The sequence below is a fragment of the Vibrio ouci genome, assembly GCF_004551525.1.
GTDB classification, from domain to species: domain Bacteria; phylum Pseudomonadota; class Gammaproteobacteria; order Enterobacterales; family Vibrionaceae; genus Vibrio; species Vibrio ouci.
Genome location: NZ_SATR01000013.1, coordinates 46954 through 68176, shown reverse-complemented (window position 1 = coordinate 68176; position 21223 = coordinate 46954). Strand labels below are relative to the sequence as shown.

The 21223-nt window shown below is 45.5% G+C and carries 17 protein-coding genes; 7 read left to right on the top strand and 10 right to left on the bottom strand.

Going from position 1 to position 21223, the window contains the following annotated elements:
• Window positions 1–157: 157 nt before the first annotated feature.
• Window positions 158–619, top strand: a complete 462-nt coding sequence (locus ELS82_RS10415) for a hypothetical protein (protein WP_134835418.1) — start codon at window positions 158–160, stop codon at window positions 617–619.
• Here ELS82_RS10415 and ELS82_RS10410 read toward each other — a convergent pair.
• Together ELS82_RS10410 and ELS82_RS10405 are read right to left on the bottom strand one after the other, a co-directional pair.
• Complete coding sequence (locus tag ELS82_RS10410) at window positions 616–1101, bottom strand: putative 4-hydroxy-4-methyl-2-oxoglutarate aldolase (protein WP_134835417.1); 486 nt, start codon at window positions 1099–1101, stop codon at window positions 616–618. The two genes, ELS82_RS10415 and ELS82_RS10410, sit on opposite strands and share 4 nt — an antisense overlap.
• Before the next feature lie 27 nt (window positions 1102–1128).
• Window positions 1129–1515, bottom strand: coding sequence for a DUF3293 domain-containing protein (locus ELS82_RS10405; protein WP_134835416.1), 387 nt, complete (start codon window positions 1513–1515; stop codon window positions 1129–1131).
• Window positions 1516–1842: 327 nt separating this feature from the next.
• Between ELS82_RS10405 and arcA the strand changes: the two genes are divergently transcribed.
• Window positions 1843–2559 carry a two-component system response regulator ArcA gene (gene arcA, locus ELS82_RS10400; protein ID WP_004415571.1) on the top strand — a complete coding sequence of 239 codons (717 nt, stop codon included), beginning with the start codon at window positions 1843–1845 and terminating at the stop codon, window positions 2557–2559.
• 123 nt (window positions 2560–2682) lie between these two features.
• On the opposite strand, the gene hldE is transcribed toward arcA, so the two are convergent.
• The 3 genes from hldE to ELS82_RS10385 form a co-directional block, all read right to left on the bottom strand.
• Window positions 2683–4113: a bifunctional D-glycero-beta-D-manno-heptose-7-phosphate kinase/D-glycero-beta-D-manno-heptose 1-phosphate adenylyltransferase HldE gene (hldE, locus tag ELS82_RS10395; RefSeq protein WP_134835415.1), complete on the bottom strand. Its 1431-nt coding sequence runs from the start codon at window positions 4111–4113 to the stop codon at window positions 2683–2685.
• A 52-nt stretch (window positions 4114–4165) separates the two neighbouring features.
• Window positions 4166–7006 carry a bifunctional [glutamate--ammonia ligase]-adenylyl-L-tyrosine phosphorylase/[glutamate--ammonia-ligase] adenylyltransferase gene (gene glnE / locus ELS82_RS10390; protein ID WP_134835414.1) on the bottom strand — a complete coding sequence of 947 codons (2841 nt, stop codon included), beginning with the start codon at window positions 7004–7006 and terminating at the stop codon, window positions 4166–4168.
• Window positions 7007–7124: 118 nt separating this feature from the next.
• Window positions 7125–8381 carry a methyl-accepting chemotaxis protein gene (locus ELS82_RS10385; RefSeq protein ID WP_134835413.1) on the bottom strand — a complete coding sequence of 419 codons (1257 nt, stop codon included), beginning with the start codon at window positions 8379–8381 and terminating at the stop codon, window positions 7125–7127.
• A gap of 109 nt (window positions 8382–8490) precedes the next feature.
• Between ELS82_RS10385 and ELS82_RS10380 the strand changes: the two genes are divergently transcribed.
• Window positions 8491–9261, top strand: a complete 771-nt coding sequence (locus ELS82_RS10380) for a potassium channel family protein (RefSeq protein ID WP_134835412.1) — start codon at window positions 8491–8493, stop codon at window positions 9259–9261.
• Window positions 9262–9286: 25 nt separating this feature from the next.
• Here the strand turns inward: ELS82_RS10380 and ELS82_RS10375 are convergent, their stop codons facing one another.
• Window positions 9287–10804, bottom strand: coding sequence for a CYTH and CHAD domain-containing protein (locus ELS82_RS10375; RefSeq protein ID WP_134835411.1), 1518 nt, complete (start codon window positions 10802–10804; stop codon window positions 9287–9289).
• A gap of 206 nt (window positions 10805–11010) precedes the next feature.
• Here ELS82_RS10375 and ELS82_RS10370 point away from each other — a divergent pair, with 206 nt between their 5' ends.
• The 3 genes from ELS82_RS10370 to ELS82_RS10360 all read left to right on the top strand — a co-directional run bounded on the left by ELS82_RS10370 (window position 11011) and on the right by ELS82_RS10360 (window position 13875).
• Window positions 11011–11691 (top strand): TIGR00153 family protein, encoded by a 681-nt coding sequence (locus tag ELS82_RS10370; protein ID WP_167489292.1) that lies wholly within the window; start codon window positions 11011–11013, stop codon window positions 11689–11691.
• A gap of 132 nt (window positions 11692–11823) precedes the next feature.
• On the top strand, window positions 11824–13083 hold the full coding sequence (locus tag ELS82_RS10365; protein ID WP_134835457.1) for an inorganic phosphate transporter: 1260 nt from the start codon (window positions 11824–11826) through the stop codon (window positions 13081–13083).
• Between the two features lie 180 nt (window positions 13084–13263).
• Window positions 13264–13875: a TIGR04211 family SH3 domain-containing protein gene (locus ELS82_RS10360; RefSeq protein ID WP_134835409.1), complete on the top strand. Its 612-nt coding sequence runs from the start codon at window positions 13264–13266 to the stop codon at window positions 13873–13875.
• A 79-nt stretch (window positions 13876–13954) separates the two neighbouring features.
• Here the strand turns inward: ELS82_RS10360 and ELS82_RS10355 are convergent, their stop codons facing one another.
• Together ELS82_RS10355 and ELS82_RS10350 are read right to left on the bottom strand one after the other, a co-directional pair.
• Complete coding sequence (locus ELS82_RS10355; RefSeq protein WP_134835408.1) at window positions 13955–14713, bottom strand: general secretion pathway protein GspB; 759 nt, start codon at window positions 14711–14713, stop codon at window positions 13955–13957.
• Window positions 14706–16328, bottom strand: coding sequence for an ExeA family protein (locus tag ELS82_RS10350; RefSeq protein ID WP_134835407.1), 1623 nt, complete (start codon window positions 16326–16328; stop codon window positions 14706–14708). The genes ELS82_RS10355 and ELS82_RS10350 overlap by 8 nt, the downstream gene beginning before the upstream one ends.
• A gap of 88 nt (window positions 16329–16416) precedes the next feature.
• Between ELS82_RS10350 and ELS82_RS10345 the strand changes: the two genes are divergently transcribed.
• The gene (locus ELS82_RS10345; RefSeq protein ID WP_134835406.1) at window positions 16417–17628 is read left to right on the top strand and encodes a multifunctional CCA addition/repair protein; all 1212 of its coding nucleotides are present in this window, start codon (window positions 16417–16419) and stop codon (window positions 17626–17628) included.
• Between the two features lie 442 nt (window positions 17629–18070).
• Here ELS82_RS10345 and eno read toward each other — a convergent pair whose 3' ends face one another.
• Together eno and pyrG are read right to left on the bottom strand one after the other, a co-directional pair.
• Window positions 18071–19369: a phosphopyruvate hydratase gene (eno, locus tag ELS82_RS10340; protein WP_004415590.1), complete on the bottom strand. Its 1299-nt coding sequence runs from the start codon at window positions 19367–19369 to the stop codon at window positions 18071–18073.
• 77 nt (window positions 19370–19446) lie between these two features.
• The gene (gene pyrG, locus ELS82_RS10335) at window positions 19447–21087 is read right to left on the bottom strand and encodes a CTP synthase (RefSeq protein ID WP_134835405.1); all 1641 of its coding nucleotides are present in this window, start codon (window positions 21085–21087) and stop codon (window positions 19447–19449) included.
• Window positions 21088–21223: the final 136 nt, after the last annotated feature.

The following is a 21223-nucleotide window of genomic DNA, read 5'->3' as shown; positions in this document are numbered from 1 at the left end:
CACAAATAAAACTTAAGTAACAAATCTATTTAACCGACCAATGAAACCATAAGCACATATCATAATAACTTTTTGCTATATAAAAGTTACTACTAGTTCATTCGTTTTATGCTTTAATTACAAACGCAGTGGACAAAAAACAAGCAAGGAGCGGCAAATGAAAATAATATTAAGCCTGTCAGCGCTTGCTTTCGCCTGTCCACTACTTGCCACGGAGCTTCCTCCATTACCATCTCAGCAACATACCTCACCGCATAAGATCTTTATTTCCAGTGAAAGTGATCAACGCGATTTTGATTCTTGGAAGGTTGATGGTGGTTACTCATACAATGTATTCGATAGCATTGATCTTTATGTTGGTGCGCGTCTAAACAATAGCGATAAGATCAATGAAACGGGCTTCTTGAGTGGCGTAAGCTACCAAGTGACACCAAGAGTATCGGTTCAAAGTATGTTGCACTCTTCGAGCGAAGAAAGTGTTGAAGACGGCAAAGAGAAAAGCCTTTCTGCAGAAGTTTCAAGCCGCTTAAAGCTAACGGAAAACTTGGACATTCATGCCACTCTCGATTATCAAGAGTGGCAAAAAGGGGTTGAGGTAGGTTTAGGCTTTCGCTTTTAGCTCCAGTCCAATAACTCGGTTGACATTAATACACCATTCCAATCAGCGTAAATGTAATCTCCAGGTTGAATCATTTGATTGTGGATTGTGAGAGTCACATTCACTTCGCCGACCCCACGCTTCTCAGTCTTAAATGGGTTAGTTCCAAGTGCTTTGATACCGAGTTCCATTTCCGACATGGCTGCCACGTCTCTCACCGCACCATTTACAATGACACCTTCCCAATTATTATCGATAGCCAGAATGGCAAGTTGGTCACCCAATAACGCCTTTTGACACGAACCATGGCCATCAACAACCAACACTTTCCCAGTACCGTCTTGGCTAAGCATCTCACGTACTTTGGAATTATCGTGATAGCAACGTACCGTAACAATTTCGCCGTAAAAGGCGAGCTTGCGTCCAAAACTATGCAGAGGCAGCGCTAGCAGCGTCACTTTGTCTTCATGCTTGTCACAAATATCAGGTGTAATATCTTTCATTTTTCCTCCATGAGCTTCTTAAATCCATTATCTACATCGATCTTGCCATCTCCCTAGCAAAACCTTGCTTTGTTCTTCTAAGCAGGAGACTAAATACAACCACTCTCCTTCTACGTAATAAATCGCATTTTGGTGGTACTTTTGGCCTAAAATTAGCGCATGCTCTAGGCTGATATCGACGGCAAAACTGGCCTCACTCCAAGTAAAGTTCTGGTTGCCAACTCGCACACTAGTATAACAAGTATGGTCTATTTCTTGTGCTAAGTGTTGATTATTTAGGTCATTATCACTTTCAGACAAGCAAACACTTCTCGGGTTCCAAGCGGTAATAATGGCAAAAGTGGCACTTTTAGGCGGCGCAGAAAAACTGAAGTAAGGGTCGCAATAGGCTTGCCATAGCTCAGCATCTATCATGGTGCCTCCAAACAATTTACATTTAGTAGATACTATTAATATTTGTTACATTCCAACTCTTGATATAAATCAACAAAGTGATTGGAATTAAGACTTCTACGTTGTTAGCATGCTGTTAACATTATAAAATCCGCCTCAAAGACTAATGGGATACTGAGGAATTTGGACCTCAAGTGTAGAAAGTAAGCACCATGGATGGCGGGCGATCAAAGAGAGTGTAATTTTACAGGCTTTGGTTTATTATCAACATCACATTACCTGTATGTTATGTTTTTGCCTAGAATTTATTCTATTAGCACAAATTTTTCACAAGTTTAGGTACCGCCAATGCAAACCCCGCACATTCTTATTGTTGAAGATGAGCAAGTAACTCGTAACACTCTAAAGAGTATTTTTGAAGCAGAGGGATACGCTGTTTTCGAAGCCAGTGACGGTGAAGAGATGCACCAGGTGCTGTCTGACAACCAAGTTAACTTGGTTATTATGGACATCAACCTACCGGGCAAGAATGGTCTACTGCTAGCTCGCGAACTGCGTGAGCAAGCAAATGTTGCGCTAATGTTCTTAACAGGCCGTGATAACGAAGTTGATAAGATTCTTGGTCTAGAAATCGGTGCAGATGATTACATCACTAAGCCATTCAACCCACGTGAATTAACTATCCGTGCTCGTAACCTACTTAACCGCTCTATGAATTCAAGCGTAGTAAGTGAAGAGAAACGCAGCGTTGAGAAGTACGTATTTAACGGTTGGGTACTAGATATCAACAGCCGATCGCTAGTAAGCCCAAGCGGTGATGGTTACAAACTGCCACGTTCTGAGTTCCGTGCCCTACTTCACTTCTGTGAAAACCCAGGCAAGATCCAGACTCGTGCAGATCTACTGAAGAAAATGACTGGTCGTGAGCTTAAGCCACACGATCGTACAGTAGACGTAACAATCCGTCGTATTCGTAAGCACTTTGAATCAGTTTCTGGTACACCAGAAATCATTGCAACGATTCACGGTGAAGGTTACCGCTTCTGTGGTGATCTAGAAGAATAAGTGACCTAGAAGAGCAGTCTTCTACTCATAAAAAAATGGAGCCACTGGCTCCATTTTTTATATCTAGATTATAGATACAAAAATGGCCGCTAATCAGCGACCATTAATATCGATTAACTCGGGTTAGCCTCGGCCACCTTTAATCGCATCGATGATTTCAGTGGTTGAACAACCATCTTCGAAGTTAAGTACTTCAACTTTACCGCCATTGGCAATCACTTCTTTACCACCAGCAATCTCTTCCGGTTTGTAATCACCACCTTTAACGAGTAAGTCTGGCAATACTTCAGAAATTAGGCGTTGCGGCGTATCTTCACCAAATGGTACAACCCAATCAACCGCACCTAATCCAGCAAGAACTGCCATACGGCGATCTGTTGGGTTAACTGGACGACCAGGCCCTTTAAGACGCTTCACAGACTCATCAGTGTTAACCGCTACAATTAGGCGATCACCAAGCTGAGCAGCATGGTTAAGGTAAGAAACATGACCTGCATGCAGGATATCGAAACAGCCATTAGTCATGACCACTTTCTCACCTTTTGCTTGAGCCTTTTTCACAGCTTCAATCAGAGCTTGCTCACCAATCACGCCAAAATCCGTATCTTGGCTACCATGAACCGCTTCTGCCAATTCAATAGTAGATAGCGTTGAAGTACCAAGCTTACCAACAACAATGCCTGCTGCCGCGTTTGCCAATGCACAAGCTTCATCAAGCGGCTTGCCTGCTGCCACTGACGCTGCAAGCACAGAGATAACCGTATCACCAGCACCTGTTACGTCATAGACTTCTTTAGCTTGAGTCGGTAGATGGAACGGCTCTTGACCACGGCGTAGTAGCGTCATGCCATGCTCACTACGAGTCACTAGCAGCGCTTCAAAGTCGAACTCTTCAATCAGCGCTAGGCCTTTCTCAGCCAACTCTTGATCTGATTTAACTTTACCAACCACCAGCTCAAATTCAGCCATATTTGGCGTCAGCAATGTAGCACCACGGTAACGCTCGAAGTCCGCACCTTTAGGGTCAATAAACACAGGAACATTGGCTGCACGTGCTTTTTGAATAAACTGTTGTACGTGCTCTAGTGCACCCTTCGCGTAATCAGATAGCACCACTGATTTCACTTTTGGTAGCGCTTGCTCCATACGGTCAAGGATCAGTTCTGCATCCACATTTTCAAACTTATCTTCAAAGTCTAAGCGGATCAGCTGTTGGCCGCGGCTCATTACACGCAATTTAGTAATGGTTGGATAATTTGGTAATCCAACAAAGTCACATTTTACTTTCAATGCAGAAAGCGTTTCATTGAGTGCTTTGGCCGGTTCATCAATCCCTGTTAAACCAACAATATGAGCGTGACCACCAAGCGAAGCAATATTCATTGCCACGTTAGCAGCACCACCAGGACGCTCTTCATTATTCTCTACTTTGACTACAGGCACAGGCGCTTCAGGTGAAATACGGCCAGTTGGGCCATACCAGTAACGATCAAGCATCACGTCACCGATGATAAGCACACCAGAATCACTGTAGTTAGGTAGGATTGGCTTCATTGTGGATCTCCAAATTCTAATTCGGGCAAGAGTTTAGCATAAAGGTTCAGCGTTATTCTAACCACTCGTGCCATAGTTTCATCACAAGCTCGCGCTCGCTGACAAATTTTTCTTCCGCCACATCCGCATCTAGGTTGAGTAAGTTGCGGTGGTGGATTTGATCGCGCATGCTGGTATAGGCATGAGTCAGTGCCATCGCGGCACCCTCTTCCATAATCCCTTGCGCCATCATGGATTCAAAAATACGTACATTATCACTCCAGCGCGTCAGTTTAGGCTTTTCATGACTATGACGTAGTACCAAGTATTGGGCTAAAAACTCAACATCGGTAATGCCACCTGGGTCTTGCTTAAGCATAAAGCGCCCCGCTTTCTTACCACCTAAATGGTCACGCATTTTTACGCGCATTTCTGAGACGTCTTTAACCAGCTTTTCCTCATCACGCACCAAAGTAAGTATTTCATGGCGAGTTTTAGCAAATGCTTGCTGCAGAGGAGCATCACCGTAAATCATCCGTGCACGAACCAGAGCTTGATGCTCCCAAGTCCAAGCATCTTGGCGTTGGTACTCATCAAAGGCATCCGTTGGGCTAACCAATAACCCTGACGCTCCCGATGGACGTAGGCGAGTATCCACTTCATACAGTGTACCGGATGCGGTACGAGTAGAGAAAATATGGATAATGCGCTGCGCAAGTCTTAAGTAGAACTGACGCGCGTCGATCTCTTTCTTGCCATCAGTATAAGAGTGAACCGGGCTATCGTGCATAAATACAATGTCGAGATCTGAGTTGTAACCCAGCTCCCAACCGCCGACTTTGCCATATCCGATAACCGCAAAACCTTTTCCTTCACGGTCTTTCAAATGAGAAGGAACGCCATATTTCTCGGTCATTTGCAGCCAAGCTTGGCCAACTACTGACTCGACGATAGCTTCAGCGAGATAGGTTAAGTGATCACTTACTTTCATCACTGGCAGCACACCTGCGATATCCGCGGCAGCGATACGTAAGATACATATCTGCTTAAACTGACGCAGTGCTTCCATTTGCTGCTCCATATCATCTTCCGGGATACGGGCAAGAAAGTCTCTCAGCTCACTTTGGTAACTTTCGAGTGGAATTGGATTATAAAGCTGCTGCGGGTCAATCAACTCATCCAGTAAGATCGGATAACGACCAAGTTGCTCTGAAATCATTGGGCTCGCGGTACATAGGCGAACCAATTGAATCAATGCCGCCTGATGCTCATCAAGCAACTCTAGATACGTAGTCCGCGTGACGATGCGATGCAATAAATGCAGTACTCGCGGCAGGCCAAATTGGGCATCTTTGTGGCTATAAATTGCAGAAAAGATTTTCGGCATCAAGCGATTCAACACCTCTCGACCACGCGGTCCAAGGGTCTTCTTCGCCAAATCTTTCTTAAACTGAATGATGGTTTCAGCCATTTGCTGCGATTGCTCAGCTTGAATATCTGTCTCTAGGATTTGCTCAAGCACATCTTGCTTCGCCGCCATGTCCCACAGTTCAACAAAGTGTTTAGCGATATCTTGCTGCTCTTCTTCATCGTCGCCAATCAGCTCACCAAACACCGCATGTACATTGGCCATATGAGTTTGAACATCAGCAATCAATTGTTCCCATTGCTGATAACCCATCGCTACGGCAAGTTGCAGTTGCTCGGTGTCACACTCGGGCAAGGTTTGCGTTTGCTTGTCAGCCATGGCTTGGAGTAAGTTTTCCAGTCGACGCAAGAATTTATAAGCTTGGCGTAAGTGCTGTGTCTCTTGCGCAGTCAACTGCTCTAACTCTTCAATCGCATCAATGGTTTCAAGCAGCCCTCTTTGACGCAAGCTTGGCTCACGACCACCACGGATTAGCTGAAACACCTGGGCGATAAATTCAATTTCACGAATACCACCTGCGCCGAGTTTGATGTTGTTACTTAACCCTCGGCGACGAACCTCACTACTGATCATCGATTTCATCCGACGCAGAGATTGGATAGCGCTAAAGTCGATATAACGGCGGAAAACAAATGGGCGCAGCATTTGACGCAACTCTTGGTATTCCGGGTACATTTCACGCCCCATTACACGCGCTTTGATCATCGCGTAGCGTTCCCAATCGCGCCCTTGCTCTTGGTAGTAATCTTCTAGTGCTGCGTAGCTCATCACCAGTGGACCGCTATCACCAAATGGACGCAGTCGCATGTCGACTCGATAACAGAAACCGTCAAAGGTCTGCTGATCAAGCGCTTTAATAATTCGTTGACCAAGGCGGGTAAAGAACTGAGCATTGGCAATACTACGACGCGCCCCTTCAGTTTCACCATTTTCTGGGTAGGTAAAAATCAAATCAATGTCCGACGAGAAGTTAAGCTCCCCACCACCTAATTTACCCATACCAATAATCAACATTGGCTGCGCTTCACCAGCGGCATTGGTCGGTGTTCCCCACTGCTCACAACAAATCTTGTATTGCCATTGATAGGTTTCAAAGATCATCGCTTCAGCGAGCTGAGAAAGGTGCGTTAAGCTCTCTTCTAAAGTCCAAGTCGCGGTAAAATCACGCCACGCAATATAGACCACCTCACGGTTACGAAACTGACGTAACACTCGATGACCTTGCATTTCATCACTGCAGCCAGCCAACTGCTCTGCCAAACGCTCACGGTAACTGTCACAACGCGTTTCAGCCTGTAGCATCTCAGGTAGTTGTTGTTGCAGCTGCCCATCACTGGATAATGTGTCGGCAACAAACTTACTTAAACCCGCCACATAGCGAAGCTGTTCCAAGGTCGATTCAGACCAATGAGAAAGTGCATCCGATTCAAAAAGAGATTCTAGTGCGGCATGAGAGATGGGCGTGAGCTGCTGGGGCAATTGCATGATTCTTCCTTGTTTCGATAAGCCTTTGAAAGGTTATGGACTATTTATACCAGACTTAAACCAATAAAAAACGCCCACTAGCAATTAGTGGGCGCATTATTAAAGAGTTAGCCAATTATCAGACTCGGAACGAGGTAATCTTCTTATCTAGCTCTTCGGCATTTTGCTGCATTAGTTCAGACGTTTCTAACAGCTCTGATACTACCGTTACAGAGGCTTCAACCAACTCGCGAACATTGGTTAGATTCAGGTTCATCTCTTCTGCGACGCTGCTTTGCTGACCTGCCGCAGTAGCAATTTGGAAGTTCATGTCATTGATCTGATTAACCTGACCAACAATGCCATCTAACTCGCTGCCTGCATTGGTCACAAGATCAACGCCCTCTGCGGCCTCAACCACACTCTTTTCCATCAGCTCTACCGCTGAATTCGCGCTAGTTTGCAGCTTAGTGATCATATCTTGAATCTCAACCGTTGCCTGCTGGGTACGCTGAGCTAGGTTACGTACTTCATCAGCAACCACGGCAAAGCCGCGACCCGCCTCACCAGCACGTGCTGCTTCAATCGCTGCGTTTAATGCCAGTAAGTTAGTTTGCTCAGAAATACCTTGGATGGTGCCCACCACACTACCAATTGAACCAACACTGTCTTCGACTTCATTAACCGCTTGGGCTGATGCAGAAATATCTTTCGATAACTCACTGATTTTTTGCACGGTATCTTGGACAAAACGTTGACCTGTCGCTGCTTGCGTTGAGGCCTGCTCTGTTAACGTTGAGGCATTTTGCGCATGGTCAGCGACCGTTTGTACCGTAGAGGTCATTTCACTCATTGCAGTCGCAAGCTGATCAATCTCATTAAACTCTTCTTGAGCTGACTCTTTAGTCTCTGACATGCTTAAAGTCATTACCTCTGTCAGACCAGCAAGCTCTTGAGAAGCATCAACTTGTAGCTTGATCATCTCTTGCAGTTGTACACGCGTCTTTTCCAGCTCACGCGCAACATCACCGTACTCATCTTTACAGACCATTTCGATTGGTACAGAGAGATCTTTTTCTGCCATTGTTCTGATTGAATCACTCAGGTATTGAGTTTGGCGAAGCATGACTCGCGCAGCAAACATTAGCAGTGCGACAAACACCACTATCAGTAATCCTGTTTGCCAAGCCACTTGGACCAAATAGGCCTCATAATGCTCTTGAGCAACTTCTACACTTTGTGTCGCTGCCAATAAGGCATCGTAAAAAGTGCTCGCATCCCACAACTGCTTTGAGATGATCAGCAGGGTACTGAACACCATTAGCATCACCATTTTTGGGACTAAGCGAATATCCGTGATCACTCGCTCCCATGGTTTAAATGCCAGTTTGGTCATTGTTACTTCTCCACTAAGTCTTATATATTGTGTGCCTAGAACCGCATCTGGCACCTAAGCCCGACTACCGTTGATATCTAAGGTATTTGTTATTTATTTCGAGCCTCGTATGAAAAAGAATAATATCAAAGACGACACTAAGCCGATGAGCTTGCTGTCACTAATCTTGTCTTTTATGGCGCTAATTGTGATCTCAGGCTTGTTGTTTTTTCCGTTGCGCCCAGAAACTCGACAAGTCCTTATCGGCTTAGACTTTATTATCTGTAGCATATTTATCCTCCAGTTGAGCATAGATTTGATCCGCGCTGCAGATCGTGTGCAATTTATGAAACGTCACTGGATCGACTTTGTTGCGAGCCTGCCGATGATCGAACCTTTGCGCTATGCGCGGCTATTTTCAATTTTGCGAGTGATCTTGGTTATTCGCTCAAGCCGTAGCGTTATTAGGCAATTACTAAAGAATAAACACGAAACCACATTGGCTTCGATCTTACTGCTGATGGTGATCCTATTAACCGCAGGTTCAAGCATGATGCTATTTCTCGAAGGTCAATCACCGGATGCCAACATTCATAGTGGCGGTGATGCAATGTGGTGGGCGTTAGTAACGATTTCTACCGTTGGCTATGGTGATCACTACCCAGTAACGGACGCAGGACGAATTATTGCTGCGGGGTTAATCATCTGTGGTGTTGGCTTATTTGGTATGATCTCGGGACTGGTCACGTCGATGATTACCTCGCCATCGAAAGTACAAACCACCCGTTCAGAAAACAAAGAACGCCTACTGCAAGAGCTGGTTGAAAAACAAGACGAAATATTAACGCGCTTAGATAGACTAGAAAGACAAAAAGAGAGCAATACAAAACGGGAGCCCTAAGGCTCCCATTTTAATTCACTGGCTGTTAGTCCTGCCAATAAGGTTCAGCTTCGATACAGATCACTCGTGTTTGCTCCATGGCATGGAGAATCGAGCTTTCTTGGCGAGCTAACCAACGTTCAAGCTGCTCTCGCTCCTCACCTTCTAGCTTATCGACTAACTTAGCTAACGTTCTAAGCTTCAATAGATCGTCGGTACCGTGAAGTAAGTCACTCCAAGGTAAACGGAAGCTATCACGCTCATCAAAATCGTACAGGCTGGCAAAACTGACACCTGTATAGAGATTGCGCATCAAACGGTATTGCTGCTCGATGTAATCTTGGCTGGTTAAATTGCGCTCTGGCGGGAACGCTTCCATCAATTCTGCCCAAGTTCTATCAAGTTGCTGAACAGAAAAGTGTTCAACGTTGAGCGCCATTTTTTCACGTGACTTATCGTCTAAAAATGGTTGCCAGCCACGAGTTAAAATCCAGCGGCTCAAGTCTAGCAATAAACCGGTGTAACGAGATGAATTGAGCAGTTCAAGAATTTGCTCTCGACTCGGTAGCTGCTCTTCAATCTGTTTAAGTTCACTGACAAGGAACTTGCGCGCATCTAACTTACGCAGCGCATGGCCTTTATCATCAAGCAGATCTTCTAAATACTCATAGTCATTGAGCCATTCAAGATCTTGCTCTAACCACTTCAGCTCCTGACGCAAAATAGCACTTGCACGACGCGGAACCACGCCACCATATACGGTTAAGATTTGGCGAATAAAACTAATTGAGTGTTTGATCTCATGCACGGCTTCTATTGAGTCACGCTCTGAGTAGATTTGCTCATGATAATGCCAATGGGAAAGGGCATGCTCTAATGAATTAATAAAGCAAGATTCAACGCTGTCTCTTCTATGGGTATCAACTAAGGCGAGCGGTTTCACTTTATCACCGGTATAGCCCATCGCCAGTCGGTACCCTTTTGCCGCTTTACTTAAATTGCCAAGGCGCATACCGCCCTGTTCACAGAAAAGGCGCGCTAAAGTAAATAGAGCATCGGTTTGACCAGATTTCAGCTCCAGTTCCACCTCACAAATCGGATCTTCCTGACCATTTGCTTCGACTTTACCTTGATCAAACGCGACTTCAACCTGGCTGCCATCAGGCATACCAATCAGCCATTGTTCACGAGTAAAGTTAGTAGAAAATAGTGGTTGTAATTCCGACTGGAGCGTCGCTATCTCTTTACCTTTCGGCCAGATATCTTCTGGGTGCAAAGTAAGGTCAGGTTCATTGCCGTCATGCTCTGCGTTGTATTCCGGTCTTTGATGCAAACCTGCTACAACGCGGCCTGCCGTCTTGACGGTCTGTACATAAACATCATCACAACGGCGAATACGCATGCCAATATCATGTTGGCGCAGCCAGTTATCTGGCGTATCAAAGTAGGTGTTACCAAGCTCTCGACAGCTATGCTGAAGTACTTTGGTTTCAGAAATTTTTTGACGTAAAGTCTCTGAAAAATCGGGAGAAACAAAAAACTTCAGTTCTATCTCGGTTTCCATAGTTATACCTTTCAAAGCAGATAGAGACAGGATATTGCCTATTTTCTTACTCGGCAAGAAAGAAATATCGCCCCAATGATGATCTAAAACAGTTTTAATGAGTGATTTAATGGGTTAACATGCGCGCCTTTATAGCCATCGTTCAACATTTCGCCATGAAATGGTGTATGTTAGTTTTTAGGTTATATTAATTGGGTTGAATGACCATGCCAGTAAATACAATTATGGGGTTATTTGCAAAGTCCCCTATTAAACCTTTGCAGCGCCACGTTGTGTGTGTAAACGAATGTTGCTCGCACCTAGTTAACTTCTTTGAAGTCAGTTCAAAGGGTGACTGGGAGAAAGCATCTGAAATCCGTTCACAAATTTCTCATCTAGAGAAAGAAGCCGACGTTCTTAAGCGCGAAATTCGTCTTAAACTTCCTCGTGGTTTGTTTATGCCTGTGGACCGTAGTGACATGTTGGAACTACTAACACAGCAAGACAAACTAGCAAACCTTGCAAAAGATATTGCTGGTCGTGTTTATGGCCGTCAATTGACTATCCCTGCACCTCTTCAAGAAAACTTCATTGCGTATGTTAAACGTTGTTTAGACGCAGCTGAGCAAGCGCAAAAAGTTATCAATGAGCTTGATGAGTTATTGGAAACTGGATTTAAAGGCCGTGAAGTAACACTTGTGGCTGAAATGATCCATCAACTGGATGTGATTGAGGACGACACAGACGCGATGCAGATTCAACTTCGCCAGCAATTAATGGCTATCGAAGCGGATCTAAATCCTATTGATGTGATGTTCCTTTACAAAATTCTAGAGTGGGTAGGTGGTATTGCTGATCAGGCGCAACGTGTTGGTGCGCGTCTGGAAGTAATGTTGTCTCGCTCATAAAATAAGTTAACCAAATAACGAAGAGCATCTAACTTAGTTCACACCCCTTATAGGCGATAAATACTGACTCGCTGAAGGGGTTTTGTCGTGCTTAAATTTTGCTCCGCTTGTTATCAACAACTAGGTATTACGATGGATATCCTTGCGAACTACGGCACTGTCCTGATTATTATTGCAGCAGCTTTCGGTTTTCTGATGGCGATCGGTATTGGCGCAAATGATGTAGCCAATGCGATGGGTACATCTGTAGGTTCAAAAGCTTTAACAGTAAAACAAGCGATCATCATCGCGATGATCTTTGAATTTGCTGGTGCATATTTAGCAGGTGGTGAAGTAACCGACACTATCCGTAAAGGCGTAATTGAAACGTCCCTATTCGCTCATCAACCAGACGTTCTTGTCTTCGGTATGATGTCAGCTCTACTTGCAGCGGGTACATGGCTACTGCTTGCGTCTTACATGGGCTGGCCAGTATCAACCACTCACTCAATCATCGGTGCAATCATCGGTTTTGCGTGTGTATCTGTTGGTACAGAAGCAGTGGACTGGGGCTCAGTTCAAGGTATCGTTGGTAGCTGGATTATTACCCCAGTTATCTCAGGTTTCTTTGCATATGTTATCTTTGTCAGCGCCCAGCGCCTTATCTTCGACACAGAAAAACCGCTATTTAACGCAAAGCGCTTTGTACCTGTATACATGTTCATCACCACTATGGTTATCGCACTGGTAACCATCAAGAAAGGCCTTAAGCACGTTGGTCTTCACCTATCTAATGGTGAAGCGTGGATGTGGGCAGCGGCTGTTTCTGCTCTAGTGATGGTTGGTGGTTACCTATACATTCAGAAGAAATTCTCTAACCGCGAAGACGACCACGGTTTCGCTGGTGTTGAAGGCATCTTCAGTGTGCTAATGGTTATCACAGCGTGTGCGATGGCATTTGCACACGGCTCTAACGATGTAGCTAACGCGATCGGTCCTCTATCTGCAGTGGTATCGACTGTGGAGCACATGGGTGAAATCACCGGTAAGAGCACTATCGCTTGGTGGATTCTACCACTAGGTGGTTTTGGTATCGTTGTTGGTCTAGCAACTCTAGGTCATAAAGTAATGGCGACCGTTGGTACTGGTATCACTGAACTGACTCCTAGCCGTGGCTTTGCCGCTCAGCTTGCAACAGCATGTACGGTTGTATTAGCGTCAGGTACTGGTCTACCTATCTCTACGACACAGACACTAGTTGGTGCGGTTCTAGGTGTTGGTTTTGCTCGCGGTATCGCAGCTCTAAACCTAGGCGTTGTACGTAACATCGTCGCTTCTTGGATTGTGACTCTACCTGCTGGTGCACTACTGGCAGTGGTATTCTTCTACGGAATCCAAGCAATGTTTTCTTAATCAATTTTGACAGTGATATGTAAACTCACTGTCATTATTGGCTCAAAACCGCAGAAAGGGAGGCTTAGCCTCCCTTCTTTGTTGCAGTCAGATTAGAAACTACTTACTATTTGACCTTAGAAAAATTCAAGATTTGGGGTTGTGGCTTTCCCACCCTTTTAGACTGTTAAAGGATTTACCGTGAAAAAACTGGTTTGCTTAGTTTTAGCATCAATGCTAGCTGTACCTGCGGCATTCGCCCAAGACCGTTATATCTCAGATAAGCTGTTCACTTACATGCACGCTGGCCCAAGTAATCAGTTCCGTATTATCGGTAGCGTTGATGCTGGCGATAAAGTGAGACTGCTGACAAGCAATAAAGATACTGGATATACTCAGGTTCAAGACAATAAAGGCCGTAAAGGTTGGGTAGAAAGCCGCTTTGTTACTAATCAAGAAAGCATGGCACTGCGCCTACCTAAGCTTGAGAAAGAGCTATCTGAAGTAAAAGCGAAGCTAAACAATGCTCGCTCAAGTGCAGACCAAGAAAAAGCGGGCCTTGTTGACTCTCTAGAAACGCGTAACCGCCAGATCGGTGAGCTAGAGCAAGGCTACAGTGAAATGAGCCAACAGCTATCAGCATCACAAGAAGAAGTTCGTAAACTGCGTGCTAAGCTAGATACACAGAAAGACGACCTTCTACTCAAGTACTTCATGTACGGTGGCGGTGTAGCAGGTATCGGCCTTCTACTTGGCCTGATTCTTCCACATATCATGCCACGCAGAAAACGCTCGCCATCAGGTTGGGCATAAGCAAGACACAAAGTTTAGAATCTAAAAAGGTCACCACGTCGGTGACCTTTTTTATCTCTTCGCTATTCCCTACTCGCCCTTAGCCCTGCCAATCATACAAAGCCGGTATCTCGACTTCTTCGCCTTTAAAACGCACTAAGCAAGACTGCTGTTCAATGGCGACTAACTGCAGATCGTCATTAATCCAATCCCCCTGTCCATACTCGGTACCATTGATTTTCACCCAACGTTTACTCTCCTTGCTTGAGTAAACATGAGTTTGAAAGTTCAATGCTGGCAACTTGCCATACCACTGCTGGGCATCCTGGGCTAAATTGCTCACGTCACTTGTTGGCTCATTATTCTTGCTCGGCTGACTCGATAAAGCCGACTCAAAACGCTGCGCCAACTCCGGTGATAGCGCTGACAAATCGAGCCCTTTTAGCAAGTCATCGCTCGGCATCTCATCACTGTTTGTACTTGCGACATCAGCGACTTCTGAGCTAGTCGATTGTTCACTATATTGGTACTCCGAGTCACTCACTATCACAGGTGCCTTATAAGTGCTCTTCAGCTCACCAAGCGCTGGCGCTGCTGCAACGGTAAACTCAGACGGTACATTCACCACCGTCGTTTGAGCAACATTATTCGACAACCATTGGGATTTGTAATTGTCGTAGGTTTGATATGCCACTCCCCCAGCTACAAACAGTGGCGGTAGCGTTATCGCCAGTATACATGCCAGCTTGTTTGTCGCACGTAGCGGCTGAGACGATACTTGCTGACCATACTGCTGTGTAGAATCAAAGGCTTTATGGCGACGTTCTGAGTGCTCTAGAGCTTGCATCACTTTAGACATTTGATTTCTCCTCTAGGCGTTCTAAGGTTGGCGCATCTTGCTGAGATAACTCCTCAAGTAGACGTAGAGTCTTCTTCCCTGCAATCCCATCAACCGATAACCCTTGCCAACGTTGGAATAGCTCTACCTTGCGTTTGACCTCTGAATCAAAACGTTCGCTTGCCGACTCTGGCTCACCTAGTACTTGCGACAGCGCTTTATCCAACTGCGCTATCTCACCACCACTCATACCTTGCTTTAATGTCTCACTCCAATAACTTTGCCAGATGTGGCGATATTGCCCCTGCCAAATAGAGCCGAGCCATTGGCGGTCAAAAGTAACCAGTTGGTCTTTAACCAGTAGTTCGACTTGATTACCGGATACTGAATAGAGAATCGCAAAGCGTGGTTGGCCATCAATCAGCAAGCTCAATACCACCGGGCGATTGGCTTGAACTAATTCATCTAAGCTCGCTTGATCAAGCTGACAACGAAACAGCACATCATCGTTATTGAGGCATAGCTGATCGAGAACCGATGCTCGATAGCCCCACAACTTGTATAAATCCGCCACTGCCGCTTCTTGACCTATCCCTCGGTTAAGAATCGCCTTTAACTCACTACTGAACGTTAAGTTGCGCTGTTCGATATTTTCAACCTGAGGGTATTGCTGCTTGATTGATTGCTCTACCCATGGAGCTGCCAATGTGGGCGTATACCAATAAGCGCCGCCAGCAAGTAGAGCACCAATAAGTAGTGAAGCAACCAGTGAGGTGTGGCTAGAAGTCTTTGTCGACGCTCTACCTGTCGTAAGTGGTACCGAGCCAGTTTGAAAGCTCATCACATTATCGCAGGCGGTTTGTACCGTCGAAGTAGAAGGCTGAGCCTCACCCAAACTGTAGGCTTGCTTTAGGCTCGCATCACAAACCAAGTTAATCAGACGAGGAATGCCATGGGTTTGGCGGGCAATATACTTGATAGATTGAGCATTAAATAATTCCGGAGAACCACCTGCTAACGTCAGTCGAAACTTAATATAGTCTCGCGTTTCATCCTGATTGAGCGGCAATAAATGGTATCGCCCAGTCATGCGCTGAGCTAACTGCCTCAACTGGGGCATTTTGAGCTTTTGTTGCAGCTCTGGCTGGCCAATCAAGAGGACTTTGAGAAGTTTATGATTATCTGTTTCTAAGTTGGTCAGTAAGCGAAGCTGCTCTAATACATCCGCTGAGAGATGCTGAGCTTCATCAATCACCAATAAGGTTTGAATGCCATTGGCATGATTGTCCAAAAGAAACTGATGTATATATTGATTAAGCTGCTTTAACGATGAATTCGTCTCATAGGATAAATCAAACTCATCACAAATCGCTTCAAGCAACTCAATGTTGGAGAAGGTTGGATTAAGAATAAGCCCAGCGCGCGTCGTCTCTGCTAAAGTTTTCAATATGGATTTAGCAATAGTGGTTTTTCCGGTGCCGACCTCGCCGGTCAACATGGCGAAACCACCGCCTTCGCCTAAACCGGCCTGGATTTGAAAGATGGCTTCTTTATGGCGGCGGCTTTGATAAAGGAAACGAGAGTTAGGCACAATCGAAAATGGCAACTCTGTTAGTGCAAAATGTTGTTGATACATACTTCTCGTCTCTGGGAATTTGCTGCTAAGAAAAGTACCATTGCTGGCACTATTAGCCAATGGCATTATCAAGAAAAGGGATCACTCGGTGCGAAGATACCTTGTCGGTGGCGCAGTCCGCGATCAACTGCTAAATATTAACGTCTACGACAGAGACTGGGTAGTGGTCGGTTCCACACCTGAAGAACTTTTAGAAAAAGACTACACCGCTGTAGGAAAAAATTTTCCGGTATTCCTTCATCCCAAGACAAAAGAAGAACATGCACTTGCTCGAACAGAGCGAAAAGTCGGCCAAGGTTATACAGGCTTTGAATGTTACTTCGCCGCTGACGTCACTCTAGAAGAAGACCTACTGCGCCGCGATCTGACTATCAATGCCATGGCGCAAGATCCGCAAGGCAACATCATCGACCCCTTTAATGGCCAGCAAGATCTGCGCGATCGAATATTGCGCCACGTATCTGATGCGTTTACTGAAGATCCTCTGCGCGTTCTGCGTGTTGCTCGCTTTGCCGCTAAGCTCGATCATTTAGGTTTTACCGTTGCAGCTGAAACGTTGGATTTGATGCGTGAAATCGCCGATTCTAGCGAGTTAACTCACCTCACTCCCGAGCGTGTTTGGCAGGAGTGGCATAAGTCTCTATCTACCCAAAGCCCGCAGGTGTTTTTAAAAGTGCTGCGAGATTGTGGGGCCTTGAAGGTTGTACTCCCAGAGCTTGATGCGCTGTTTGGAGTACCTCAACCGGAAAAGTGGCACCCTGAAATTGATACGGGGATTCATACCCTACTGGTAGCTGAGCAAGCGGCTAAGTTAAGTGACTCTCTAGCCGTGCGTTTTGCTGCTCAAGTGCATGATTTAGGTAAGGGCATTACCCCAGAGTCCGAATGGCCAAGCCATAAGATGCACTGCCATACTGGGGTTAAGCTGATCAAAGTGCTGTGTGAACGTGTGCGTATTCCCAACGAGTTTCGCGATTTAGCTTTGATGGTGTGTGAGCAGCACTCCAATATCCATCGAGCCGCTGAGCTTCGTCCTGAAACCAAACTCAAAGTGCTCAATAAGTTCGATGTATGGCGCAAGCCGGAACGCTTAGAAGACATTCTGCTGTGCTGTATGGCTGACAGCCGAGGTCGAACAGGTCATGAAGAGATTGATTACCCGCAGAGAGAGCTCTTTACTAACGCTTATCAGGCAGCTTTAGCGGTGAATGTGCAAGACATTATCCAAGATGGCTTTAAAGGTGCGGATATTCGTACCGAGATGGAAAAGCGTAGAGTTGAGGCAATTCGAGGAACTTAATCGACGACTGTAATCCTCAAGAATGAGGGACGAATGAATTGGGAATCTCTTGAAGCGAACCGAACGCTTGAGGAGATTCCCTACTCCTTCCTTCGTCAGTCTATGGAATGACGAAATCAATACAGTCATCCTCAAGAGTGAGGAACGAACGAGTTGGGGATCTCTTGAAGCGAACCGAACGCTTGAGGAGATTCCCTACTCCTTCCTTCGTCAGTCTATGGAATGACGAAATCAATACTGTCATCACTCAAGAGTGAGGGACGAATGAGTTGGGGATCTCATAAAGCGAACCGAATGATTGAGGAGATTCCCTACTCTCCCCTTCGTCGCTCTATGGAATGACACAGCAGGCTGCTACTTCGCTCTAAGGAATGACAGAAACAAAAACGCCCCCGAAATCGGAGGCGTTTTTTAAAGCTTTAAGCTAATAATTCACTAGGAATTATTGACCTTTAACTTCTTTAAGACCGTTGAAAGGAGCTTTAGCACCTAGAGCTTCTTCGATACGGATAAGTTGGTTGTACTTAGCAACACGGTCAGAACGGCTCATAGAACCAGTCTTGATTTGACCTGCAGCTGTACCTACCGCTAGGTCAGCGATAGTTGCATCTTCAGTTTCGCCAGAACGGTGAGAGATTACTGCTGTGTAACCTGCGTCTTTAGCCATCTTGATTGCAGCTAGAGTCTCAGTTAGAGAACCGATTTGGTTGAACTTGATAAGGATAGAGTTAGCTACGCCTTTCTCGATACCTTCAGCAAGGATCTTAGTGTTAGTAACGAATAGGTCGTCACCTACTAGTTGAAGCTTGTCACCTAGTAGTTCAGTTTGGTGCTTGAAGCCAGCCCAATCAGACTCGTCTAGACCGTCTTCGATAGAAACGATTGGGAATTGGTTAGCTAGCTCAGCTAGGTAGTGGTTGAACTCTTCAGAAGTGAAAGTTTTACCTTCGCCCTTCATGTTGTAGATGCCAGCTTCTTTGTCGAAGAACTCAGATGCAGCACAGTCCATAGCTAGAGTAACGTCTTTACCTAGTTCGTAACCAGCAGCAGCAACAGCTTCTGCGATAACTTCTAGAGCTTCAGCGTTAGACTTAAGGTTAGGAGCGAAACCACCTTCGTCACCAACTGCAGTGCTGTAGCCTTTAGACTTAAGAACTTTAGCTAGGTTGTGGAATACTTCAGCACCGATACGTAGACCTTCTTTAAGAGTCTTAGCACCAACTGGTTGGATCATGAACTCTTGGATATCAACGTTGTTGTCTGCGTGCTCACCACCGTTGATGATGTTCATCATTGGTAGAGGCATAGAGAACTGACCAGCAGTACCGTTTAGTTCAGCAATGTGCTCGTATAGAGGCATGCCTTTAGCCGCAGCAGCAGCTTTAGCGTTTGCTAGAGATACAGCTAGGATTGCGTTAGCACCGAACTTAGACTTGTTTTCAGTAGCGTCTAGGTCGATCATTACTGCGTCGATTGCAGCTTGGTCTTTAGCGTCTTTACCAACTAGAGCTTCAGCGATTTCGCCGTTTACAGCTTCAACAGCTTTAAGAACACCTTTACCTAGGAAACGAGCTTTGTCGCCGTCACGTAGCTCAAGAGCTTCACGTGAACCAGTTGATGCGCCAGATGGAGCAGCAGCCATACCTACGAAACCGCCTTCTAGGTGTACTTCAGCTTCTACAGTTGGGTTACCACGTGAATCGATGATTTCACGACCTAGAACTTTAACGATCTTAGACATTGAATGTTTCCTTCTCGTTGAATATATAATGTCAAAATTAAGGGCAGCAGCACTACTAACGCTACTGCCCGTATCCTTTACTTCTCGAATTCGCCGCGTTGGTATTCACCAGCCGCTTTCACGAAACCTGCAAATAGTGGGTGACCATCGCGAGGTGTTGAAGTGAACTCTGGGTGGAATTGAGCCGCTACAAACCATGGGTGAGCTGGGTTCTCAATCACTTCTACCAGTTTCTTGTCTGCAGATAGACCTGATACTTTTAGGCCTGCTTTTTCGATCTGCGGACGAAGAACGTTGTTCACTTCGTAACGGTGACGGTGACGTTCGTGGATTGTCGCGCTACCGTATAGTTCACGAGCCTTAGTACCTTTTTCTAGGTGACATAGCTGTGAACCAAGACGCATAGTACCACCTAGATCAGAGGTTTCAGTACGTTCTTCAACTTTACCTTCACCATCAACCCACTCAGTGATTAGACCAACAACTGGGTACTTCGTCTCTTTGTTAAATTCTGTTGAGTGTGCACCTTCCATACCCGCTACGTTACGCGCGTATTCAATCAGTGCTACTTGCATACCTAGACAGATACCTAAGTAAGGTACTTTGTTTTCACGAGCGTATTTTGCAGCAAGGATCTTACCTTCTACACCACGGTCGCCAAAACCACCAGGAACAAGGATTGCGTCAAGGCCAGCCAGTGCTTCATCACCTTTTGACTCAACGTCTTGTGAATCTACGTATTTGATTTTCACGCTTAGACGGTTCTTAAGACCTGCGTGCTTCAGTGCTTCGTTGACTGATTTGTAAGCGTCTGGTAGTTCAATGTACTTACCAACCATACCGATAGTTACTTCACCAGTTGGGTTCGCTTCTTCGTAGATTACTTGTTCCCACTCAGACAAGTTAGCTTCAGGAGCGTCAATGCCGAAACGAGCACATACAAGATCATCAAGACCTTGAGCTTTGATAAGTTGAGGGATCTTGTAGATGGAATCTACGTCCTTCATTGAGATAACTGCTTTTTCCTGAACATTACAGAATAGAGCAATCTTCTTACGTTCGTTCGCTGGGATCATGCGATCGCTACGACAAACTAGGATGTCTGGCTGGATACCGATAGATAGCAGTTCTTTAACAGAGTGCTGAGTCGGCTTAGTTTTCACTTCGCCTGCTGCTGCTAGGTAAGGAACTAGAGTAAGGTGCATGAACATTGCGCGTTCACGGCCTAGTTCTACAGCAAGCTGACGAATCGCTTCCATAAATGGTAGAGATTCGATATCACCAACCGTACCACCAACTTCAACGATCGCAACATCATGGCCTTCAGCGCCAGAAATTACACGATCTTTGATTGCGTTAGTGATGTGAGGGATAACCTGAATTGTTGCACCTAGGTAATCACCACGGCGCTCTTTAGCTAGAACGTCTGAGTAAACACGACCTGCAGTGAAGTTGTTGCGCTTAGACATCTTGGTGCGAATGAAACGCTCATAGTGACCAAGGTCTAGGTCAGTTTCAGCGCCATCTTCCGTGACAAACACCTCACCGTGTTGAGTTGGGCTCATAGTGCCTGGGTCAACGTTAATGTAAGGGTCAAGCTTCATCATAGTCACTTTTAGACCACGAGCTTCTAGAATAGCCGCAAGAGATGCTGCTGCAATACCTTTACCTAGAGAGGATACAACCCCGCCAGTAACAAAAATGTAATTTGTCGTCATGTTTAACCTGAAATTGGTTGAATGAGGGAAAATGGATTTCTTCTGGACGGGATATAAATATACCAGAAGCCCTTTTCCGCTACAACGTGAAATCTATCACACTGCAATTTTTTATTTTTTGCTTCAAATCAAATTC